At 67.9% G+C, this 16,823-nt stretch carries 16 protein-coding genes; 8 read left to right on the forward strand and 8 right to left on the reverse strand.

Features of this window, described 5'->3' with window-relative positions; translation table 11 throughout:
- Window positions 1–60 precede the first annotated feature (60 nt).
- Window positions 61–627 carry a GNAT family N-acetyltransferase gene (locus tag FOB72_RS30585; RefSeq protein WP_150376974.1) on the forward strand — a complete coding sequence of 189 codons (567 nt, stop codon included), beginning with the start codon at window positions 61–63 and terminating at the stop codon, window positions 625–627.
- Here the strand turns inward: FOB72_RS30585 and FOB72_RS30590 are convergent, their stop codons facing one another.
- Complete coding sequence (locus tag FOB72_RS30590) at window positions 628–1,458, reverse strand: EamA family transporter (RefSeq protein ID WP_223851826.1); 831 nt, start codon at window positions 1,456–1,458, stop codon at window positions 628–630. It abuts the gene before it with no gap.
- 239 nt (window positions 1,459–1,697) lie between these two features.
- On the opposite strand from FOB72_RS30590, the gene FOB72_RS30595 reads away from it, so the two are divergent.
- Window positions 1,698–2,426, forward strand: a complete 729-nt coding sequence (locus tag FOB72_RS30595; RefSeq protein ID WP_150376975.1) for an SDR family NAD(P)-dependent oxidoreductase — start codon at window positions 1,698–1,700, stop codon at window positions 2,424–2,426.
- On the opposite strand, the gene FOB72_RS30600 is transcribed toward FOB72_RS30595, so the two are convergent.
- The 6 genes from FOB72_RS30600 to FOB72_RS30625 form a co-directional block, all read right to left on the reverse strand.
- Window positions 2,423–3,859: an MFS transporter gene (locus FOB72_RS30600; protein WP_150376976.1), complete on the reverse strand. Its 1,437-nt coding sequence runs from the start codon at window positions 3,857–3,859 to the stop codon at window positions 2,423–2,425. The genes FOB72_RS30595 and FOB72_RS30600 overlap by 4 nt on opposite strands.
- 10 nt (window positions 3,860–3,869) lie before the next feature.
- Window positions 3,870–4,088 carry a hypothetical protein gene (locus FOB72_RS30605; protein ID WP_150376977.1) on the reverse strand — a complete coding sequence of 73 codons (219 nt, stop codon included), beginning with the start codon at window positions 4,086–4,088 and terminating at the stop codon, window positions 3,870–3,872.
- Window positions 4,089–4,306: 218 nt separating this feature from the next.
- On the reverse strand, window positions 4,307–5,905 hold the full coding sequence (locus FOB72_RS30610) for a gamma-glutamyltransferase family protein (RefSeq protein WP_223851650.1): 1,599 nt from the start codon (window positions 5,903–5,905) through the stop codon (window positions 4,307–4,309).
- Entirely contained in the window at window positions 5,902–8,529 is a 2,628-nt protein-coding gene (locus tag FOB72_RS30615; RefSeq protein ID WP_223851651.1) for an ATP-binding cassette domain-containing protein, read from the reverse strand. The genes FOB72_RS30610 and FOB72_RS30615 overlap by 4 nt, the downstream gene beginning before the upstream one ends.
- Window positions 8,526–9,404 (reverse strand): branched-chain amino acid ABC transporter permease, encoded by an 879-nt coding sequence (locus FOB72_RS30620; protein ID WP_150376978.1) that lies wholly within the window; start codon window positions 9,402–9,404, stop codon window positions 8,526–8,528. The genes FOB72_RS30615 and FOB72_RS30620 overlap by 4 nt, the downstream gene beginning before the upstream one ends.
- 31 nt (window positions 9,405–9,435) lie before the next feature.
- Entirely contained in the window at window positions 9,436–10,626 is a 1,191-nt protein-coding gene (locus tag FOB72_RS30625) for an ABC transporter substrate-binding protein (RefSeq protein WP_411859861.1), read from the reverse strand.
- Between the two features lie 277 nt (window positions 10,627–10,903).
- Here FOB72_RS30625 and FOB72_RS30630 point away from each other — a divergent pair, with 277 nt between their 5' ends.
- The 3 genes from FOB72_RS30630 to FOB72_RS30640 are packed head-to-tail and all read left to right on the forward strand — an operon-like array spanning window position 10,904 to window position 13,320.
- On the forward strand, window positions 10,904–11,872 hold the full coding sequence (locus tag FOB72_RS30630; protein ID WP_150376979.1) for a polysaccharide deacetylase family protein: 969 nt from the start codon (window positions 10,904–10,906) through the stop codon (window positions 11,870–11,872).
- A gap of 31 nt (window positions 11,873–11,903) precedes the next feature.
- Complete coding sequence (locus FOB72_RS30635; protein WP_223851652.1) at window positions 11,904–12,683, forward strand: GntR family transcriptional regulator; 780 nt, start codon at window positions 11,904–11,906, stop codon at window positions 12,681–12,683.
- Window position 12,684: 1 nt separating this feature from the next.
- A complete protein-coding gene (locus tag FOB72_RS30640; protein WP_150376980.1) occupies window positions 12,685–13,320 on the forward strand; it encodes a flavin reductase family protein in 636 nt (211 codons plus the stop codon).
- A 4-nt stretch (window positions 13,321–13,324) separates the two neighbouring features.
- Here the strand turns inward: FOB72_RS30640 and FOB72_RS30645 are convergent, their stop codons facing one another.
- A complete protein-coding gene (locus FOB72_RS30645) occupies window positions 13,325–13,930 on the reverse strand; it encodes a helix-turn-helix domain-containing protein (RefSeq protein WP_150377596.1) in 606 nt (201 codons plus the stop codon).
- Between the two features lie 94 nt (window positions 13,931–14,024).
- Between FOB72_RS30645 and kbl the strand changes: the two genes are divergently transcribed.
- The 3 genes from kbl (at window position 14,025) to FOB72_RS30660 (ending at window position 16,821) form a co-directional block, all read left to right on the forward strand.
- Entirely contained in the window at window positions 14,025–15,224 is a 1,200-nt protein-coding gene (gene kbl, locus FOB72_RS30650) for a glycine C-acetyltransferase (RefSeq protein WP_150376981.1), read from the forward strand.
- The gene (locus tag FOB72_RS30655; RefSeq protein WP_150376982.1) at window positions 15,224–16,168 is read left to right on the forward strand and encodes an NAD-dependent epimerase/dehydratase family protein; all 945 of its coding nucleotides are present in this window, start codon (window positions 15,224–15,226) and stop codon (window positions 16,166–16,168) included. The genes kbl and FOB72_RS30655 overlap by 1 nt, the downstream gene beginning before the upstream one ends.
- A gap of 188 nt (window positions 16,169–16,356) precedes the next feature.
- Window positions 16,357–16,821 carry a MarR family winged helix-turn-helix transcriptional regulator gene (locus FOB72_RS30660; protein ID WP_150376983.1) on the forward strand — a complete coding sequence of 155 codons (465 nt, stop codon included), beginning with the start codon at window positions 16,357–16,359 and terminating at the stop codon, window positions 16,819–16,821.
- Window positions 16,822–16,823 lie beyond the last annotated feature (2 nt).

Raw genomic sequence — 16,823 nt, forward strand, 5'->3', positions numbered from 1 at the left:
TTGCAAAAGTCAGGATAGTGCCTATACTCCTGACTACGAATTAAATAGTCAGGTTTCGACATGGCACGGCATGACACCAACGCGCACGGCGCGGCGATGCACTGGACCCTCTGCGGCAATCGCGAAGTCAAGGTGCGGAGCGCCCGGACCGACGATATGTCGGCACTGCGTCGGTTTATCGACGGGTTGTCGCGCGAATCGCGCTATTTCCGTTTTCTGTCGGGCGGGCAGGTCGGCGATGCGGTGATCAGCCGGGTCCTTGGTCGGCACGAGGGGCGGAATATCGCGCTCGTGGTCACGGATGGGGACGAGGTGGTCGCCAATGCGGTCTATGTGGTCAACGACGCCGATGAGGCGGAGTTCGCGGTCGTGGTCGCCGATGCGTGGCAGGGACGCGGTCTGGGCCGCCGGCTGATTCAGCATCTCCGGCAGCTGGCGCGGGCCGAGGGCCTGCGGGGCATGCGCGGCGACGTGCTCAGCGAGAATCGCCGCATGCTGGCGTTGATGCGCGAGTTCGGTTTCAGCACGCGCCGCACGCCCGGCGATGCGTACACGCACGAAGTCCGGCTATCGCTGGCGACCACGTCGCGCGAGAGCTGGCTCGCCCGCGACTGGTTCCAGGGCTGATCAGGCGGGGACGCCTTCATCCGCAACGTTCCGCTTGCCGCGCGCGGTCACCGTGCACCCGATCGACGCGACGATGATGCTGCCAATGGCCAGCCACTGCACGGCCGTCAGCTGTTCATGCAGGAACACGAGCCCGGCTAGCGCGCCCATGGCGGGCTCCAGGCTCAGCAGGATGCCGAACGTCCGGCGCGGCAGCCGCTTGAGCGACACCATTTCCAGCGAATAGGGAATCGCGCTCGAGAGCAGGCCTACCGCGAGCCCCGAGATCAGCAGCGAGGGCGCGAACAGTTCGCTGCCCGCATGCGCGATGCCGAACGGAAACACCACGATGGCCGCCACCGTCAGGCCCAGCGACGTGGCCTGCCCGCCGTGTGCGCTGCCCGCCATCTGCCCGAACACGATATAGAGCGCCCAGCCGACGCCCGCTGCCAGCGCATAGCCCAGGCCGACCGGATCCAGATGCGTGGCCGCATCGCCCAGCGGCAGCAGCATCCACAGCCCGACCACCGCGAACCCGATCCACAGGAAGTCGATGGCCCGGCGCGACGACAGCACGGCCACCGTCAGCGGGCCCATGAATTCGATCGCGATGCACAGGCCGAGCGGAATGCTGCGCAGCGCCATATAGAACAGCAGGTTGGTCGCGCCGAGGGAGGCACCGTAGAGCGCGATGACACGCGCGTGGTGGCCGGACAAGGGCAGGCGCCATGGGCGCCAGACCGCGAGCAGGATCAGCGCCGAGAATCCGACGCGCAGCGCGGTGGTGCCCTGGGCGCCGACCACGGAGAACAGGCTCTTGGCGTACGAGGTGCCCACGCAAAGCGATGCCATCGACCCGATCAGCGCGAGGACGGCGATGAGCGTGGCGCTCTGGCTGGTGCGGGAGGGTGGCACTTCGGGTCCTGTGGCGGTGGTCTGGGGAGCCGCATCATCGCCGAGCGTCTGGCGGCGGGCCATACACACTTTTGGCATTTGCCGCTGCACAGTTGTGGTGCCGGCAGGCACCGCCGCACTGGCAGCCAGGCAGTGGGGGTTCTATGGTGTAAAGACCCTCAGCCCCGGAGATTGCGATGGAAGCCAACACGCCACGCCAGCCTGTGCGTCATGTCGTCATTACCGGCGCGGCCGGCGCGCTGGGCCGCGCGGTGGCCAGCCGCTTCGCGGGCGAGGGCGCCCGGCTCGCGCTGATCGACCACAGCCTGCAGCACCTGCAAAGCGTCTTCGCGCATCCGGAGCCGGACCACGGCGGCCATCTGCTGCACGCGGCGGACGTGACGTCCGACGCCGCGATGGCGCCCGTTGCCGCGGCGATCCTCGACGCGTTCGGCTCGGTCGATGTGCTGGTCCACGTGGCCGGCGGTTTCGAGATGGGCGAACCCACGCATACGCTGAGCCGCGAATCGTGGACGCGCATGATGGACCTGAATGCGTGGTCCTTCATCGCCGTCACGGGCCATTTCATTCCCGCGATGATGTTCCAGCGCAGCGGCAAGGTCATCGCGGTCACCGCGCGTGCCGCCTCGGCAGGTGCCGCCACGATGGGGGCCTATATCGCGTCCAAGAGCGCCCTGCAGCGCCTCGTCGAAAGCCTGTCCCGCGAAGTCCGGGACGCCGGTATCAACGTCAACAGCATCGCCCCGAGCATCCTCGACACCCCGGCCAACCGCAACGGCATGCCGTCATCGGACCCCGCCCGCTGGGTCTCGACCGGCACCGCCGCCAGAACCATCGCCTTCCTCGCTTCCGAAGGCGCGCAGGCGATGCACGGGCAGCATATCGTGCTGGATGGGCTGAGCTAGGCGTCCACGCCCAACGGCGGCGCGATGTCCTCGAGCGATCGGCGTTCGGCATCGACGCCGTATCGCAATGCCAGCAGCCCCGCCACGATGACCAGTAGCGCGCCGATGCCGTAGCCCGCTGCCACCGCGTCGCGGCTGCCCGTTTCGATCAGGGTGCCGAACAGCACCGGTGCGATGAAACCGCCCGTGCCCGTGCCCACCGCATAGAAGATGGAGATGGCGAGCGCGCGCATTTCCAGTGGGAACACTTCGCTCGCGGTGAGATAGGCCGAGCTCGCGGCCGCCGAGGCGAGGAAGAAGACGCCGGACCAGCAGAGCGCGAGGGACCTCGCGTCGAGCATGCCGTGCATGAACGCATAGCCCGTTGCGGCGAGGCCCGCGCCCGACAGGCAGTAGGTCAGCGCAATCATCTTGCGCCGGCCGATGCGGTCGAACAGCGGGCCGAGGATAAGCGGACCCGCGGCGTTGCCCAGCGCGAACGGGAACAGGTAGAGCGCCACGCGTTCCTCGGCCACGCCTTCGAAGCGCGTGAGGACGAGGGCGTAGGTAAAGAAGATCGCGTTGTAGAAGAATGCCTGCGACACCATCAGCACGAACGTCACCACGCTGCGCGTGCGATAGCGTTTCAGCAGGATGCCGACCACTTCGCGCAGCGACGGCGACGGCCGGCCCGCGTAGGCGACCTTCGCATGCGTGGCGGGCACGTCCGCGAGCGGCCCGCGCTGTCGCGTCACCTCGGCCTCGATCTGCGCGATGATCCGTTCGGCTTCCTCGTGCCGCCCATGCGTGGCGAGCCATCGGGGGCTCTCGGGCACATGCCGTCGAATCAGCACGATGGCCACCGCGAGCACCGCGCCGAGCGCGAAGCACGCGCGCCAGCCCCACACGGGGCCCAGCACGCGCGGGTCCAGCACCACGAGGCTCAAGCCCGCGCCGAGCGCGGCACCGAGCCAGAAGCTGCCATTGATCGCAAGATTCACGCGGCCGCGCACGCGCGCGGGAATCAGTTCGTCGATCGCGGAATTGATGGCCGCATATTCGCCGCCGATGCCAAGCCCCGTGAGAAACCGGCAAACGGCGAAAAACGCGAAATCGGGGGAGAACGCCGTGGCCAGCGTCGCGCCCATATAGACGAACAACGTCGCGAGAAACAGCCGTTTGCGGCCGAGGCGGTCGGCCATGCGGCCGAAAACGAGGGCACCGGTGACGGCGCCGAGAATGTAGAGCGAGCCGCTCCAGCCTACCTGCGCGGCAGTGAGCGCCAGCGTATCGGAGCGCTCGAGCACGGCTCCCACGGAGCCGACCAGCGTGACCTCCAGCCCATCGAGTACCCATGCGATGCCAAGGGCGATCGCGACGCGCCAGTGCCATGGAGACCATGGCAGCCGGTCGAGCCGGGCCGGGATGTCGGATTGCCAGCCGGTTGTGGTCAACAGGTCGGGTTCAGCAGTCGCGGCCGACGGCCTTCAGCATCGAGCGGCCGTGGTCGGTGATCTGGGGCAGCGATCGATCCTCCGAGGATTCGATGCTGACCAGTTGTCGCGCGATCAACGCGTCGAGATCGACCGGATCGATCTCGGGATGGTCCGGTGTCGTATCGGTACGAGTATGCGGGCCACTGCCGATCAACATCAGCGTGGCAAGTTCATGTGGGCTCAGCACAGTGTTCTCCTTGGCGAGAGGGGAGCGGTTTGCTGGGGACGCGGCGACGCTTCCAGAATGAGAGCGTCTTTCGAGTGGCGGCATGCTGCGGCGCATGATGGCCGCATTCAGCAGTCATTGCTTTGACGAGGGCATCCCCCCGGGGTTCCGGAGAAGTACAAAACCGCTACAAAACGCAGGGCCTTTGCATAAAGATCTGCGAAAAGTTTCTGTGCCTCTCAGAGACCGATGGCCAGCCCATCGCTGCGCGGATCGTGCGCGCCGGCCAGCCGATAGTCATCGTGCGTGATCGCTATGACGCCAGGATGTCCGGCAAGCGGACTTTGCGCGGCAATCGGGCTGATTTCATGGCCCAGGCGCGTCAATGCCGTCATCACGCCGTCACCCGCGTCTGCCTCGAGCTTGAGCGTATCGCGCGTATCGGAGAACGTCCGCCCCAGCAGGAACCGTGGCTGCGAGAGCGCCTGCAGCGGATTCATGCCATGGTCGATCAGCCGCGTGAGCACCGTGGACAGCGTCTGCGGCTGTCCGTCCGCACCTTGCGTGCCATAGAGCAGGCACGGCCGCCCCTGCTTGAGATACATCCCCGGATTGAGCGTGTGAAACGGCCGCTTGCCCGGCGCGAGCGCATTGTGATGACCGGGCGCGAGACTGAAGGCCGCGCCCCGGTTGTGCCACAGGATACCGGTGTCGCCCGCCACGACACCGCTGCCCCAGTCGAAATACACGGTCTGCAACACGCTCACGCAGCGTCCCTCGCTATCGGCCGCCGCCAGATAGACCGTATCGCCATGCTGATACACATGCGGCCACGGCAGCGCCCGCGCGCGGTCCACGCGCGCGGCCAGCGTATCGAGCCGTTCGCGCGAGAGCATCGCCGCAACGGGAACGTCGGCGAACTCGGGGTCCGCGACATACCGGTTGCGTTCGATAAATGCCTGTTTCACGGCCTCCACGAGCAGATGGTAGTAATCGGCGCTGCCCTCGGTCACGCTCGCGACATCGAACCGGTCGAGAATACCCATGATCTGCAGCGTGGTAATGCCCTGCGTGGGCGGCGCGAGGCTCAGCAGCTCGCCCCCGCGGTACGGTACGCGCAATGGCGCTTCTTCACGCGCGCGCGTCGCGGCAAGATCTGCCATCGTCAGCGGCGACCCCGCGGCCTGCAGCCCCGCGACGATGCGCTCGGCAAGCTGGCCTTCGTAGAACTCGCGCGCGCCATGCGTGGCAATGCGCGCGAGGCTGCGCGCAAGCGCCGGCTGCCGCAGCGTTTCGCCGACTTCGGGCATGCGTCCGTCCGGCATGAACGTTGCCGCGAAACCGGGCCATTGCTCCGGATGCGCGCGCAGCTCCCCGGCGCGGAAGTCCTGCCAGAAGCGTTGGGACGGCGTGACCGGAAATCCCGCATCCGCATGCGCGATCGCGGCCTCGAACAGCCGCGGCCACGCGAGCTTGCCGCCCCAGCGATCGCGGCTCAGCGCAAACGCGCGATCCCACGTATCGACGGTGGCTGCCGTGGTCAGCGCGGAGCCGGGCCCGCGCACGGGAATCGCGCCGTCATAGGCGGGGGGCGTCATCGCGGCCTGTCCGATACCGGAGAGCCCCTGCACATTGCCGTCACGATCGCTGACGATCCAGAACGCATCGCCGCCGAGTCCCGTGAAATGCGGATAGGTGACGGCCAGCGTCGCGCCCATCGCGATGGCCGCCTCGATGGCATTGCCACCGGCGCGCAGGATCGCCGCGCCGGCTTCGCTCGCCAGCGCGTGCGGGCTCGTGACCATGCCCCGGGTGGAGTGAGCGAGCGTGCCTGTCATGCGTCGTGGCCTCCGAGATAAGCCTGTACGAGCGCCGGATCTTTCGCCAGCGCCTCGGCGGGACCGCTCGCAACCACGCGGCCTTCTTCCAGTACGTAGGCGCGATCGGCCAGCGACAGCGCGAGCGCCGCCATCTGGTCGACGAGCAGGATCGTCATCGACGACTCGCGCAGCGTGTCCAGCGACGCGAACAGTTCGTCGATGACCTTCGGCGCGAGGCCCAGCGAGGGCTCGTCGAGCAGCATCACCGTGGGGCGCGACATCAGTCCGCGCGCCACGGCCAGCATCTGCTGCTCGCCGCCGGACAGCAGGCCTGCACGCTGGTGCTGGCGCTCGCGCAGGCGCGGCCACCGCGCGAACATCGACTCCACGCGCTGCATCATCTCGGCGCGCGAGATGCGGCCCGACGGAAATGCGCCGAGGCGCAGGTTGTCGAGCACCGAGAGTTCGGGGAAGACCTGGCGGCCTTCGGGCACGAGCACCACGCCCATTTCCGCGATGCGCGCGGCATCGAGACGCGAGAGATCGGTGCCGTCGAACGTGATGCCCCCGCTCACGGGCCGATGCAGGCCCGCGAGCGCGCGCATCAGCGTGGACTTGCCCGCGCCATTGGCGCCGAGCAGCGCGACCATCTCGCCCTCGCGCACCTGCAGATCGACGTCGTGCAGCACGGGCGCCGCTCCGTAGCCCGCGCGCAGCGCGCTCACGCCGAGCACCTCGGGTGGAAGCTGGTCCGCGGCGGCGCTACGGGAGCGCGAGCGCACGGGCGTCGCGGACGCTTCGCCCAGATACGCGCGCCGCACGGACGGATCGTTGCGAATCTCGACCGGCGTGCCCATCGCGAGCCGCTGGCCCGCATCGATCACGACGATGCCGTCGGAGACATCCATCACGAGCGACATATCGTGTTCGACGAGGCCCACCGCCACACCGCTGTCCGCGATGCGGCGCAGCAGCGCGCCGAGCGTGGCCTTGTCCTCGCGCGAGAGACCGGCCGCGGGTTCGTCGAGCAGCAGCACCGACGGCTGCGTGGCCAGCGCGCGGGCAATCTCCACGAGGCGGCGATCGACGTGCGCGAGATCGGCCGCGCTCGTGTCGGGGTCGCCCGCATAACCGCACGCCCGCAACAGCGCGCGCGCCTGCTCGCGCACGGCCGGCGCGGTAAAGCGCGCGATGCCGAACAGCGTGCCCAGGCGGCCGCCCGCGAGCGCGATGGCAACGTTGTCGAGCGCGCTCATGCCCGCGAACAGCTGCGTGGTCTGGTAGGTGCGCGCGATACCCTGGCGCGCGCTATGGCACGCGCCGCGCGAGGCGAGCGGCGCCGCGCCGAGGCGGCGGCCGCCTTCGCGCGGACGGTAGTAGCCCGACAGCATGTTGAGCACCGTCGATTTGCCGGCGCCGTTCGGGCCGATCAGGCTCGTGACGCTGGCGGCCGGCAGCTCGAACGAGAGGCTGTCCACCGCGCGCACGCCGCCGAACACCATCGACAGGCCCAGCGCCGACAGGCCGCGGCGCGACTCGGGCGCGCGCGCGGGCAGCGAGACGGTATCGCCCGCATGGCGGCCCTCCGCATGTGGGCCCGCCTGCGCGCCCGGCGCACGGAAGCGGCGGAAGATATCGACCACCACGCCCACGATGCCGCTCGGCGCCACCCACAGCACCACGAGCAGCAGCAGGCCGAAACACAGCAGCCGCAGATTCTCGAGGCTCGACAGCATCTCGGGCAGCAGGCCGACGACCACGGCACCCACGAGCGGCCCGGCCACCGTGCCCGCGCCGCCGATCATCACGACCAGCACGAACAGGATCGATTGCAGGAACGAGAACATGCCCGGCGTGATCATCCCCTGCAGCGGCGCGAACAGGCCGCCGGCAAGGCCCGCCAGCGCGGCCGAGCACGCAAAGCCGACGGTCTTGACCACGAGCGGGTCGATGCCGATGGACGCGGCGGCGGTTTCGCTGTCGCGCACCGCGCGCATCGCCGCGCCCCAGCTGCCGCGCGAGATGCGCGCATAGCCGGCGACGGCGATGCCGAGCGCGACGATGGCGATGAGGGCGATCGCACGTTCGCCGCCCTCGACGCCGGGCAGCATCGGCTGCGCAATGCCCATCAGGCCGTTCTGGCCGCCGGTAATGGCGCGCCATTCGACCGCGCCGTGCTCGACGATAAAGCCGAACGCGATGGTGACCATGGCGAGGCCCGGTCCCTTCACGCGCAGCGCGGGCAGCGCGAGCAGGGCGCCCAGCACGGCGGCGAGCAGCGTGGCCACGGGCCACGCGGCCCAGAACGACCAGCCGAACTGCCCCGTGAGAATCGCGACCGTATAGGCGCCGATCGCATAGAACCCGACGTGGCCGAACGACACCTGCCCGGTCAGGCCCAGCAGCAGGTTCAGGCCCACGCCGCACAGCGCGAGCATGGCCACGCCGGCAATGACGAAGACGAAGTACCCGTTGAGCGTGAGGGCGAGCGCCGCCGCGGCCAGCAGCGACGCGCACACGGCGCCGATCTGCCATGCCGAGCCGAGGCCGAGCAGCGGCGCCCTGAGCGGCGCGGAAACGATGGACTGGGAGCCAGTCACAGCGGAAGAAGACGTCATCGATTGGGAAGCGGGCGAGTTCATACCTTGCGAACCTCCGCGCGGCCGAACAGGCCATCGGGGCGCAGGGCGAGCAGCGCGATCACCAGCGCGAACGTGATGATCTGCGTGTAGCTGGAGCCGAGGGAGGCGGTGACGAGCGCTTCCGCGACGCCGAAGATCAGGCCCGCGATCATCACGCCCCAGGCGCTCGACAGACCGCCGAGAATCGCCACGGCAAATGCCTTGAGACCGAACACGGTGCCCATGTCGGCCTGCACGTTGAACAGCGGCGCGATGAGCACGCCGGCCACGCCGGCCAGCAGCGTCGACAGCGCGAAGGCCACGGCGATGGTGCGGCGAATGGGAATGCCCATCAGGCGCGCGGCGTCGCGGTTCTGCACCACGGCCAGCATTGCCACGCCCCAGCGCGAGCGGCGCAGCACGTAGTGCAGCACGGCCGCGAGCGCGAGGCCCACGACGGGAATCACGAGCTGCAGCGGATAGACGCCGACGCCCGTGTCGCCGAGCTGCAGCGACGACATCGCCAGCGGCGACGGCAGGCTGCGCGGCTCGGTGCCGAACCAGAGCATCACCACGTTGTCGAGCACGATGCCGAGCGCGACCGTGGCCATCAGCCATGCATTGGATCCGCGGCTCGCGAACGGCCGCACCGCGAGGAACTCGACGGCGAGGCCATAGAGCGCGCACAGTGCCAGTGCGAGCACGATCGCGAGCGGCATCGGCCAGCCCAGCGTCTGCGCGAAAGTGTAGGTCAGCACCGCGCCGAGCATCATCGAGCTGCCCTGCGCGAAGTTGACCGTCGCGGAGACCGCGTAGGTAATGTGGAAGCCGAGTGCCATGAGCCCGTACATGCTGCCCAGGCCCAGCCCGCTGATCAGCGCGGAAATCCAAAGCATGGTGAATCCTTGATAACTTCGGTGATGCCGATTACTTCGTGCTGCCGACCGGAACGATGCGGTTGTCGATGAACTGCGCCCACACGTAGTCGTTCTCGCTCAGCGCGTCATGCGTCTGCGCGTTGAACGGCTTGACGTAGGTCTTGATCAGGCCTTCGTAACGGTCGATCTTGTAGAAGCCCTCGCGAATCGCATCGCCCTTGGTGCTGCCGGCCTGCGCGATGGCGAGCCCGGCCAGCTGCATGGCGTCGTAGGCGTTGGCCACACCGACGGCCGGCGTGATGTCGTCCGGACCCTTGACGTCGCTGTACTTGGCCTTGAGCGCGTTGACCACCCGCGTGCTGACCGGCGTCTGCTGGCCGAAGAAGCTGTATGTCTGCACGAAGTGGACATTCTTCGCGTTGGGACCCGCGAGTTCGGTGAAGCGGCCGCCGGCCGGACCCCAGTGCGATACCACCGGCACCTTCCAGCCCATGCGGTCGAGCGACTTGACCACCTGCGCGGACGGGCCCACGTTGCCGACCATCAGCAGCACATCGGCACCCGCGGCCTTCAGGCGGCCCAGCTGCGGCACCACGTCCACGTCGTTCGCCTCGAACTTCTCGATGCCGGCCGGCTTCATGCCCTTGGCCGTCAGCGCGGCGACGATGCCTTTCTCGTTCGACTCGCCCCACGGGTTGTTCACAAGGATCAGGCCCACCTTGCTGGCGCCGAACGCCTTCTGCGCGTACTGGAGCATGGCCTTGTCCACGACTTCATCCACGGCCGACACGCGGAACACGTAGTTCGGATTCGCGCCGTTGTGCGTGATCGGCGTGCCCGCGGCCCACGGGCCCACGAACGGCACCTTCTCCTGGTTCGCGATGGGCACGATGGCCATCGAGACCGGCGTATCGAGGCCGCCGAACAGCACCGCCACCTTCTCCTTGTAGATCAGCTCGCGCGCGGCCAGCACGCCCTTGGCGGGGTTGCCTTCGTCGTCGCGGCGCACGAGTTCGAGCTTGCGGCCGCCGAGCAGGCCGCCCTTGGCGTTGATCTCGTCGATGGCGATCGTCATGCCACGGGTCAGCGCTTCGCCGGCGCGGGCGGACTGGCCCGAGAGCGCGGTGATCAGGCCGATCTTGATCGTGTCGGCGGCGTGGGCGGGCAGGGCGCAGAGCACGCAGGCGGCTGCGGCGACCGTGAGCATGGCGCGGCGGGCCGGGCGTTGAAGTTGGGACATGGTGATCTCCGGGGGACGATGGATGGGCAATCGGTTAGCGAGCCCTCCGATTGCAAGAGCCATGCCACACACGTCTGCAAAACCGTGCATAAGCCGCAAACACCAACAGCATCAACGTGTAGACGATCTGGCTTGGTTTTTGCGAACGATCCGTACGATCTGTTGCATACGAAGATTTGCCCCGATTGCGCGCACGTTGCTGGTGCGCGATGAGCCAGAACGGGGCGGCCCATGCCTCCGAATGCGACATTCCCCAGATAAACAAGGCAATCCGTCCATGACGCATCCCTCCAGTCCGACTTTCGGCCCCTCGTTTGGCCCGCTCCGCACGCACGGCCGTTTTCCGTACCGGCCCATCACCGACGTGGACCGCTTTCGCTGGCCCAACGGCGCGAACCTCGCCGTGTACCTCGGCTTCAACATCGAGCACTTCGCGTTCGGCGAGGGCCTCGGCGCCAATCTCGGGCCCGTCTCGCCGCAGCCGGACGTGCTCAACTACAGCTGGCGCGAATACGGCAACCGCGTCGGGGTATGGCGGTGCCTGGAGTTGTTCGACCAGCTGGAGATGCCCGCCGGCGTGCTGCTCAACACCGCGCTCTACGACCATTGCCCCGAGGTCATCGATGCCTGCGTCGCGCGCGGGGACGAGCTGATCGGCCATGGCCACACGAACGCGCACCGCCAGAGCGAGTTCGACGAGGCGGGCGAGCGCGCGCTGCTCGAGCATTGCCGCGCGCGCATCCGCGCGCAGGCGGGCGTGGCGCCGGCGGGCTGGCTGTCGCCGTGGATCTCGGAGACGCTGCAGACGCCCGACCTGCTCGCCGAGACCGGCTATCGCTATACGCTGAACTGGGCCCACGACGACCGGCCCATCCGGATGGAGACGCGTGGCGGCCCGCTGTGGTCGATTCCGTATCCGCAGGAGCTCAACGACATTCCGATGATCATCGCGCGGCAAATGGACGCGGCCGCGTTCGCCGACATGATCATCGACCAGTTCGACGAGATGCTGATGCAGGCGAATCATCCGCAGCATCCGCAGCCGCTCGTGATGGGCATCGCGCTGCATCCCTATCTGGTGGGGCAGCCCTATCGGCTGCGGCACCTGCGCCGCGCGCTCGCGCATATCGCCGCCCGCCGCGCGCAGGGGGAGGTGTGGTTCACCACGCCGGGCGCGATCTGCGACGTCATGGACCAGCAGTATCCGCTGGCCCGCGCGCAGACTGCGCTCGCGGCTTCACGCTAATATCATGGCGAATATTTTCCCGATGCCTTCCATGCCTGCCAAAGCCTCGCTGGGTCCCGCCGTCAAGCCTGCCAACAAGTCCGCCAGCAAGCCGGACCCGTCCGATGAGGACGTGGGCGATGGCGGCGAGAGCAACGACGAGGGCAGCGTCGACGCCCGCATCTATCGCGCCGTGTTCGACGGCGTGCTCAACCATCGCCTGACGCCGGGCACCAAGCTGCCCGAACCCGAACTGTGCCAGCTGTTCGGCGTGGGCCGCGCGGTGGTGCGGCGCGTGCTGGAGAAGCTTGCGCACGACGGCATCGTCGCGTTGCGTCCGAACCGCGGCGCGGTCATCGCCGAGCCGACGCCCGAGGAAACGAGCCAGATCTTCGAGGCGCGCCGCGCGCTGGAGCGCGTGCTCGTGGAACTGGCGGTCCAGCGCGTGACGGCCGCCGACCTGCGCGACCTGCGCCGGCAGCTGGACGAGGAACACGATGCGATGCATCGCTTCGACCAGCCGTCGTGGGCGCGGCTGGCCAGCGGTTTTCATCTGCGCATTGCCGCGCTCGCGCGCAATCCCGTGTTGCAGCGCTACCTGACCGAACTGGTCTCGCGCTGCTCGCTCATCGTGGGCCTGTACGAGCCGCCGGGACACGCGCCGTGCGAGCATGACGAGCATGCGGCGATCGTGGCATGCATCGAGGCGCGCGACGCGGCCGGCGCGGTGGCGCTCATGGAGGCGCACCTGAACGACCTCGAGCAGCGCATCGAGACGTCGCGCATGCAGGGCGAGAAATCGCTCGCGCAGATGCTCGGACTCGGAGGCTGATATGGAAGTCGATTTCGAAGCCATTACCGAATACCAGCGCTACAAGCTCATGGCGAGCCTGATCGTGCCGCGGCCGATCGCGCTCGTGACGACGCTCGGCCCCGACGGCACCGCCAACGCGGCGCCGTTCTCGATGTTCAACATGCTGGGCGAGGAACCGCCGATCGTGATGATCAGCGTCAACCGGCTCGGCGATGGCGCGCAGAAGGATACGGCCGCCAATATCGAGCGCACGGGCGAGTTCGTCGTGCACCTGAGCGACGAGCCGATGGCGGAAAAGATGCATCGCTGCGGCGAACGCCTGCCCCCGCACGTGAGCGAGCTGGCGCACGTGGGCCTGACGGCCGCGCCGAGCACGGCGGTGGCGCCCCCGCGTATCGCCGAGGCACCGGTGGCATTCGAATGCCGGCTATGGGAAACGCTGGCGACCGAAAGCCGCCAGATCTTCATCGGCCGCGTGCTGCGGCTGCATGCGCGCGAAGGGCTGATCGATACCGAGACGTGGCGCGTGCGGCTGCAGGACTATTTCCCGGTCGGACGGTTCGGCGCGAGCTTCTACGTGACGACGCGCGACCGGTTCTCGCTCGAGCAGAGCGCGGGCAAGCCGGCCGTATCCACGGCCATCGACGAAATGTAGCGACTCAGGCGGGATGCATGACCACGAGCATGGCCGTCGCCACGGTCTTGCCCGGGTTCGAAATCGCATGGGGCAGGTCGGCGCCGTAGCGCGCCGTTTCCCCATGCCGCAGCTTCTTCTCGTCGTCGCCGGCGCGCACCGTCATCGCGCCCGACAGCACCGACAGGTGCTCCTGCGTGCCCGCCTCATGCGGGTCCGATGCCAGCACGCCTCCGGGCTGGATCGTCAGTTCATACCATTCGAAACGTCCGGCCAGCTCGATCGGGCCGAGAATCCGCAATTCGCAGCGGGTGTCCGGGCTCTTGAGCGCCGGAATCGCATGCTGCTGCACCACGGCGATCGCCGGTGCGGGGCGTTCCGCGCCGCCGTTCTCCAGAAAATCCGTGAGGCTCACGCCCAGCGCATTGGCCAGCCGCCACAACACAGCCACGGTCGGGTTGGCGAGGTTCCGTTCGATCTGCGACAGCATAGACTTGGAGACACCGGCGCGGCGCGACAGCTCGTCCAGCGACAACTGCTGGCTCTGGCGTAGCGACTGCAGCGCGGTGCCGACTGCCGGCGGGCCGTCGGATGAGGCGGAGGGGGGAAGCTGGGGAGGTTGCGCGGCCACTTTTCGTTCTGTATAGTGCACGAATTGTTCGTTATATGAAACTCGTTCGATTTATCGATCGAGTGACCCAGACACTACCACCGGGAGTCAGCGCATGTCGAGTGCAGAGGCTTTCTACGCGTCCGTCCGCGCGGAACTGGACGCCATCCGCGAGGCGGGACTCTACAAGTCCGAGCGCATCATCGCCACGCCGCAGGGCGCCGTCGTGCGCACCGCCGACCAGCGCGAGGTCATCAACCTGTGCGCGAACAACTATCTGGGCCTGTCGTCCGACCCGCGCGTGCTGGAAGCGGCACACGAAGCACTGCGCACGCATGGGTACGGGATGAGTTCGGTGCGCTTTATCTGCGGCACGCAGGATGTGCACAAGGAACTGGAGGCGCGGCTTGCGCGCTTTCTGGGCACCGAAGACACGATCCTTTACGGTTCGGCGTTCGATGCCAATGGCGGGCTGTTCGAGACCCTGCTCGGCGCGGAAGACGCCGTTATCAGCGACGCGCTGAACCATGCGTCGATCATCGACGGCATCCGGCTGTCGAAGGCGCGCCGCTATCGCTACGACCATAACGACCTCGACGACCTGCGCACGCAACTCGCGCAGGCGGCGGCCGACGGCGCGCGGCACAAGCTCGTGTTCACGGACGGCGTGTTCTCGATGGACGGCACGGTGGCACGGCTCGACGAGATCCGCGCGATCTGCGACGAGTATGGCGCGCTGCTCGGCATCGACGAATGCCATGCCAGCGGCTTCATGGGCGCACGCGGGCGCGGCACGCACGAGGCGCGCGGCGTCTTTGGCAAGATCGACATCATCACGGGCACGCTGGGCAAGGCGCTGGGCGGCGCGTCGGGCGGCTTCACCAGCGGCCGGCGGGAAGTCGTGGAGTTGCTGCGGCAGCGTTCGCGGCCCTATCTGTTCTCCAATACCGTGGCGCCGGCGATCGTGGGCGGCAGCCTGAAGGTGCTCGACATCCTGGAAGCGAGCACCGAGCTGCGCGACCGGCTCGAACGCAATACCGCGTTCTTCCGCGCGGGCCTCGGCAAGCTCGGGTTCGATATCAAGCCTGGCGACCATCCGATCATCCCGATCATGGTGTACGACGCGGAACGCGCGCAGGCGCTGGCCCAGCGGCTGCTGGAACTGGGCGTGTACGTGGTCGGCTTCTTCTTCCCGGTGGTGCCGCGGGGCCAGGCGCGCATTCGCGTGCAGATGAGCGCCAGCCATGACGAGGCCACGCTGCAGCGCGCGCTCGACGCGTTTGCGCAAGCCGGACGCGAGCTGGAGCTGATCTGATGCCGAATGTTCCACCCAGGATCCTGATCATCGGCGCGAACGGGCAGCTCGGTTCCGAACTGGCGACCGCGCTGGCGGAACGCCATGGCCGTGAGAACGTGATTACCTCGGACGTGGTGCCCACGGGCCGCCATCTCCATCTGACGCACGAGATGCTCAACGTGACCGACCGGGGCGAGCTGCTCACGGTGGTCGAGCGCCACGGCATCACGCAGATCTACCTGCTCGCGGCGGCGCTGTCGGCCACGGGGGAGAAGGCGCCGCAGTGGGCGTGGAACCTCAATATGAACGGGCTGCTGAACGTGCTGGAGCTGGCGCGCCAGCATGGCATCGAGCGCGTGTTCTGGCCCAGTTCCATCGCCGCGTTCGGCCCAACCACGCCCGCGGTCGACACGCCGCAGAAGACCGTGATGGAGCCGACGACCGTGTACGGCATCTCCAAGCTGGCCGGGGAAGGGTGGTGCCGCTGGTATTTCGAGAACCACGGCGTCGATGTCCGCAGCGTGCGCTACCCGGGCCTGATCTCCCACAAGACGCCACCCGGCGGCGGTACCACGGACTACGCCGTCGATATCTTCCATTCGGCGGTCAAGGGCGAGCCGTACACGTGCTTCCTGGAGCCCGATGCGCGCCTGCCGATGATGTATATGCCCGACGCCATCCGTGCCACGCTGGAACTCATGGAGGCGCCGCGCGAGGCCGTGCGCGAGCGCGGCAGCTACAACCTCGCTGGCATGAGCTTCACGCCCGCCGAGATCGCGGCCGCCATCCAGGCGCGCGAGCCGGGCTTCGAGATCCGCTACGCGCCCGATTACCGGCAGGCGATCGCCTCGGGCTGGCCCGACTCGATCGACGACAGCGCGGCGCGCGCGGACTGGGGCTGGCAGCCGGAATTCAGTCTGGATGCGATGGTCGAGGACATGCTGCGCAGCTTGCGGACGTAGTTCCCGCGATTTGACTAACCTGAAAGGGCGGCCACTGTAGCCGCCCTTTTTTTCGGCATCTGTGTTTCGCGGACAGGCGTTTGTGCGCCCAAAATGCATCGTCAGGCGAACCATCGATCTATATGCATTCAAACTATTCCATATGAAATAGTTTGCATTCTAATAATGTTGCGCCTATCATTCTGCCCATGAAACAGATAGACGCCCTTCGCTTCGCCTTCACCGGACAGCTCATGCTGGCCGGCCGACAATGGCGACAGATCAGCCACCACGCGCTGGCCCATCACAGCGTGTCGGCGGCCGCGGCCGCGCCGCTCCTGTTTATTCGCCGCCTCGGCGGTGGCGTCCGGCAGGTGACGCTGGCCGACTACGTGGGCGTCGAGGGGGCCACCCTCGTGCGGCTCGTGGATCAGCTCTGCGCGGCGGGGCTGGCCAGGCGCGAGGTCGATCCGCACGATCGCCGTGCCAACAGCCTCTCGCTCACGGAAGCGGGCGACGCCGCCGCCATCGAGATCGAGGAAGCCCTGCGCAACCTGCGCGCCGAGGTCTTCGCGGACATCAGCGCCGAAGACATGGCCGCGACGCTGCGCGTGCTCGAGGCCCTTGCACGCGCAGCGGCGGCGGCCGGCGGCACGGGCAAGGCGGAGGCCTGAGC

The sequence above is a fragment of the Cupriavidus pauculus genome, from assembly GCF_008693385.1.
In the GTDB taxonomy this organism is placed as follows: Bacteria; Pseudomonadota; Gammaproteobacteria; order Burkholderiales; family Burkholderiaceae; genus Cupriavidus; species Cupriavidus pauculus_D.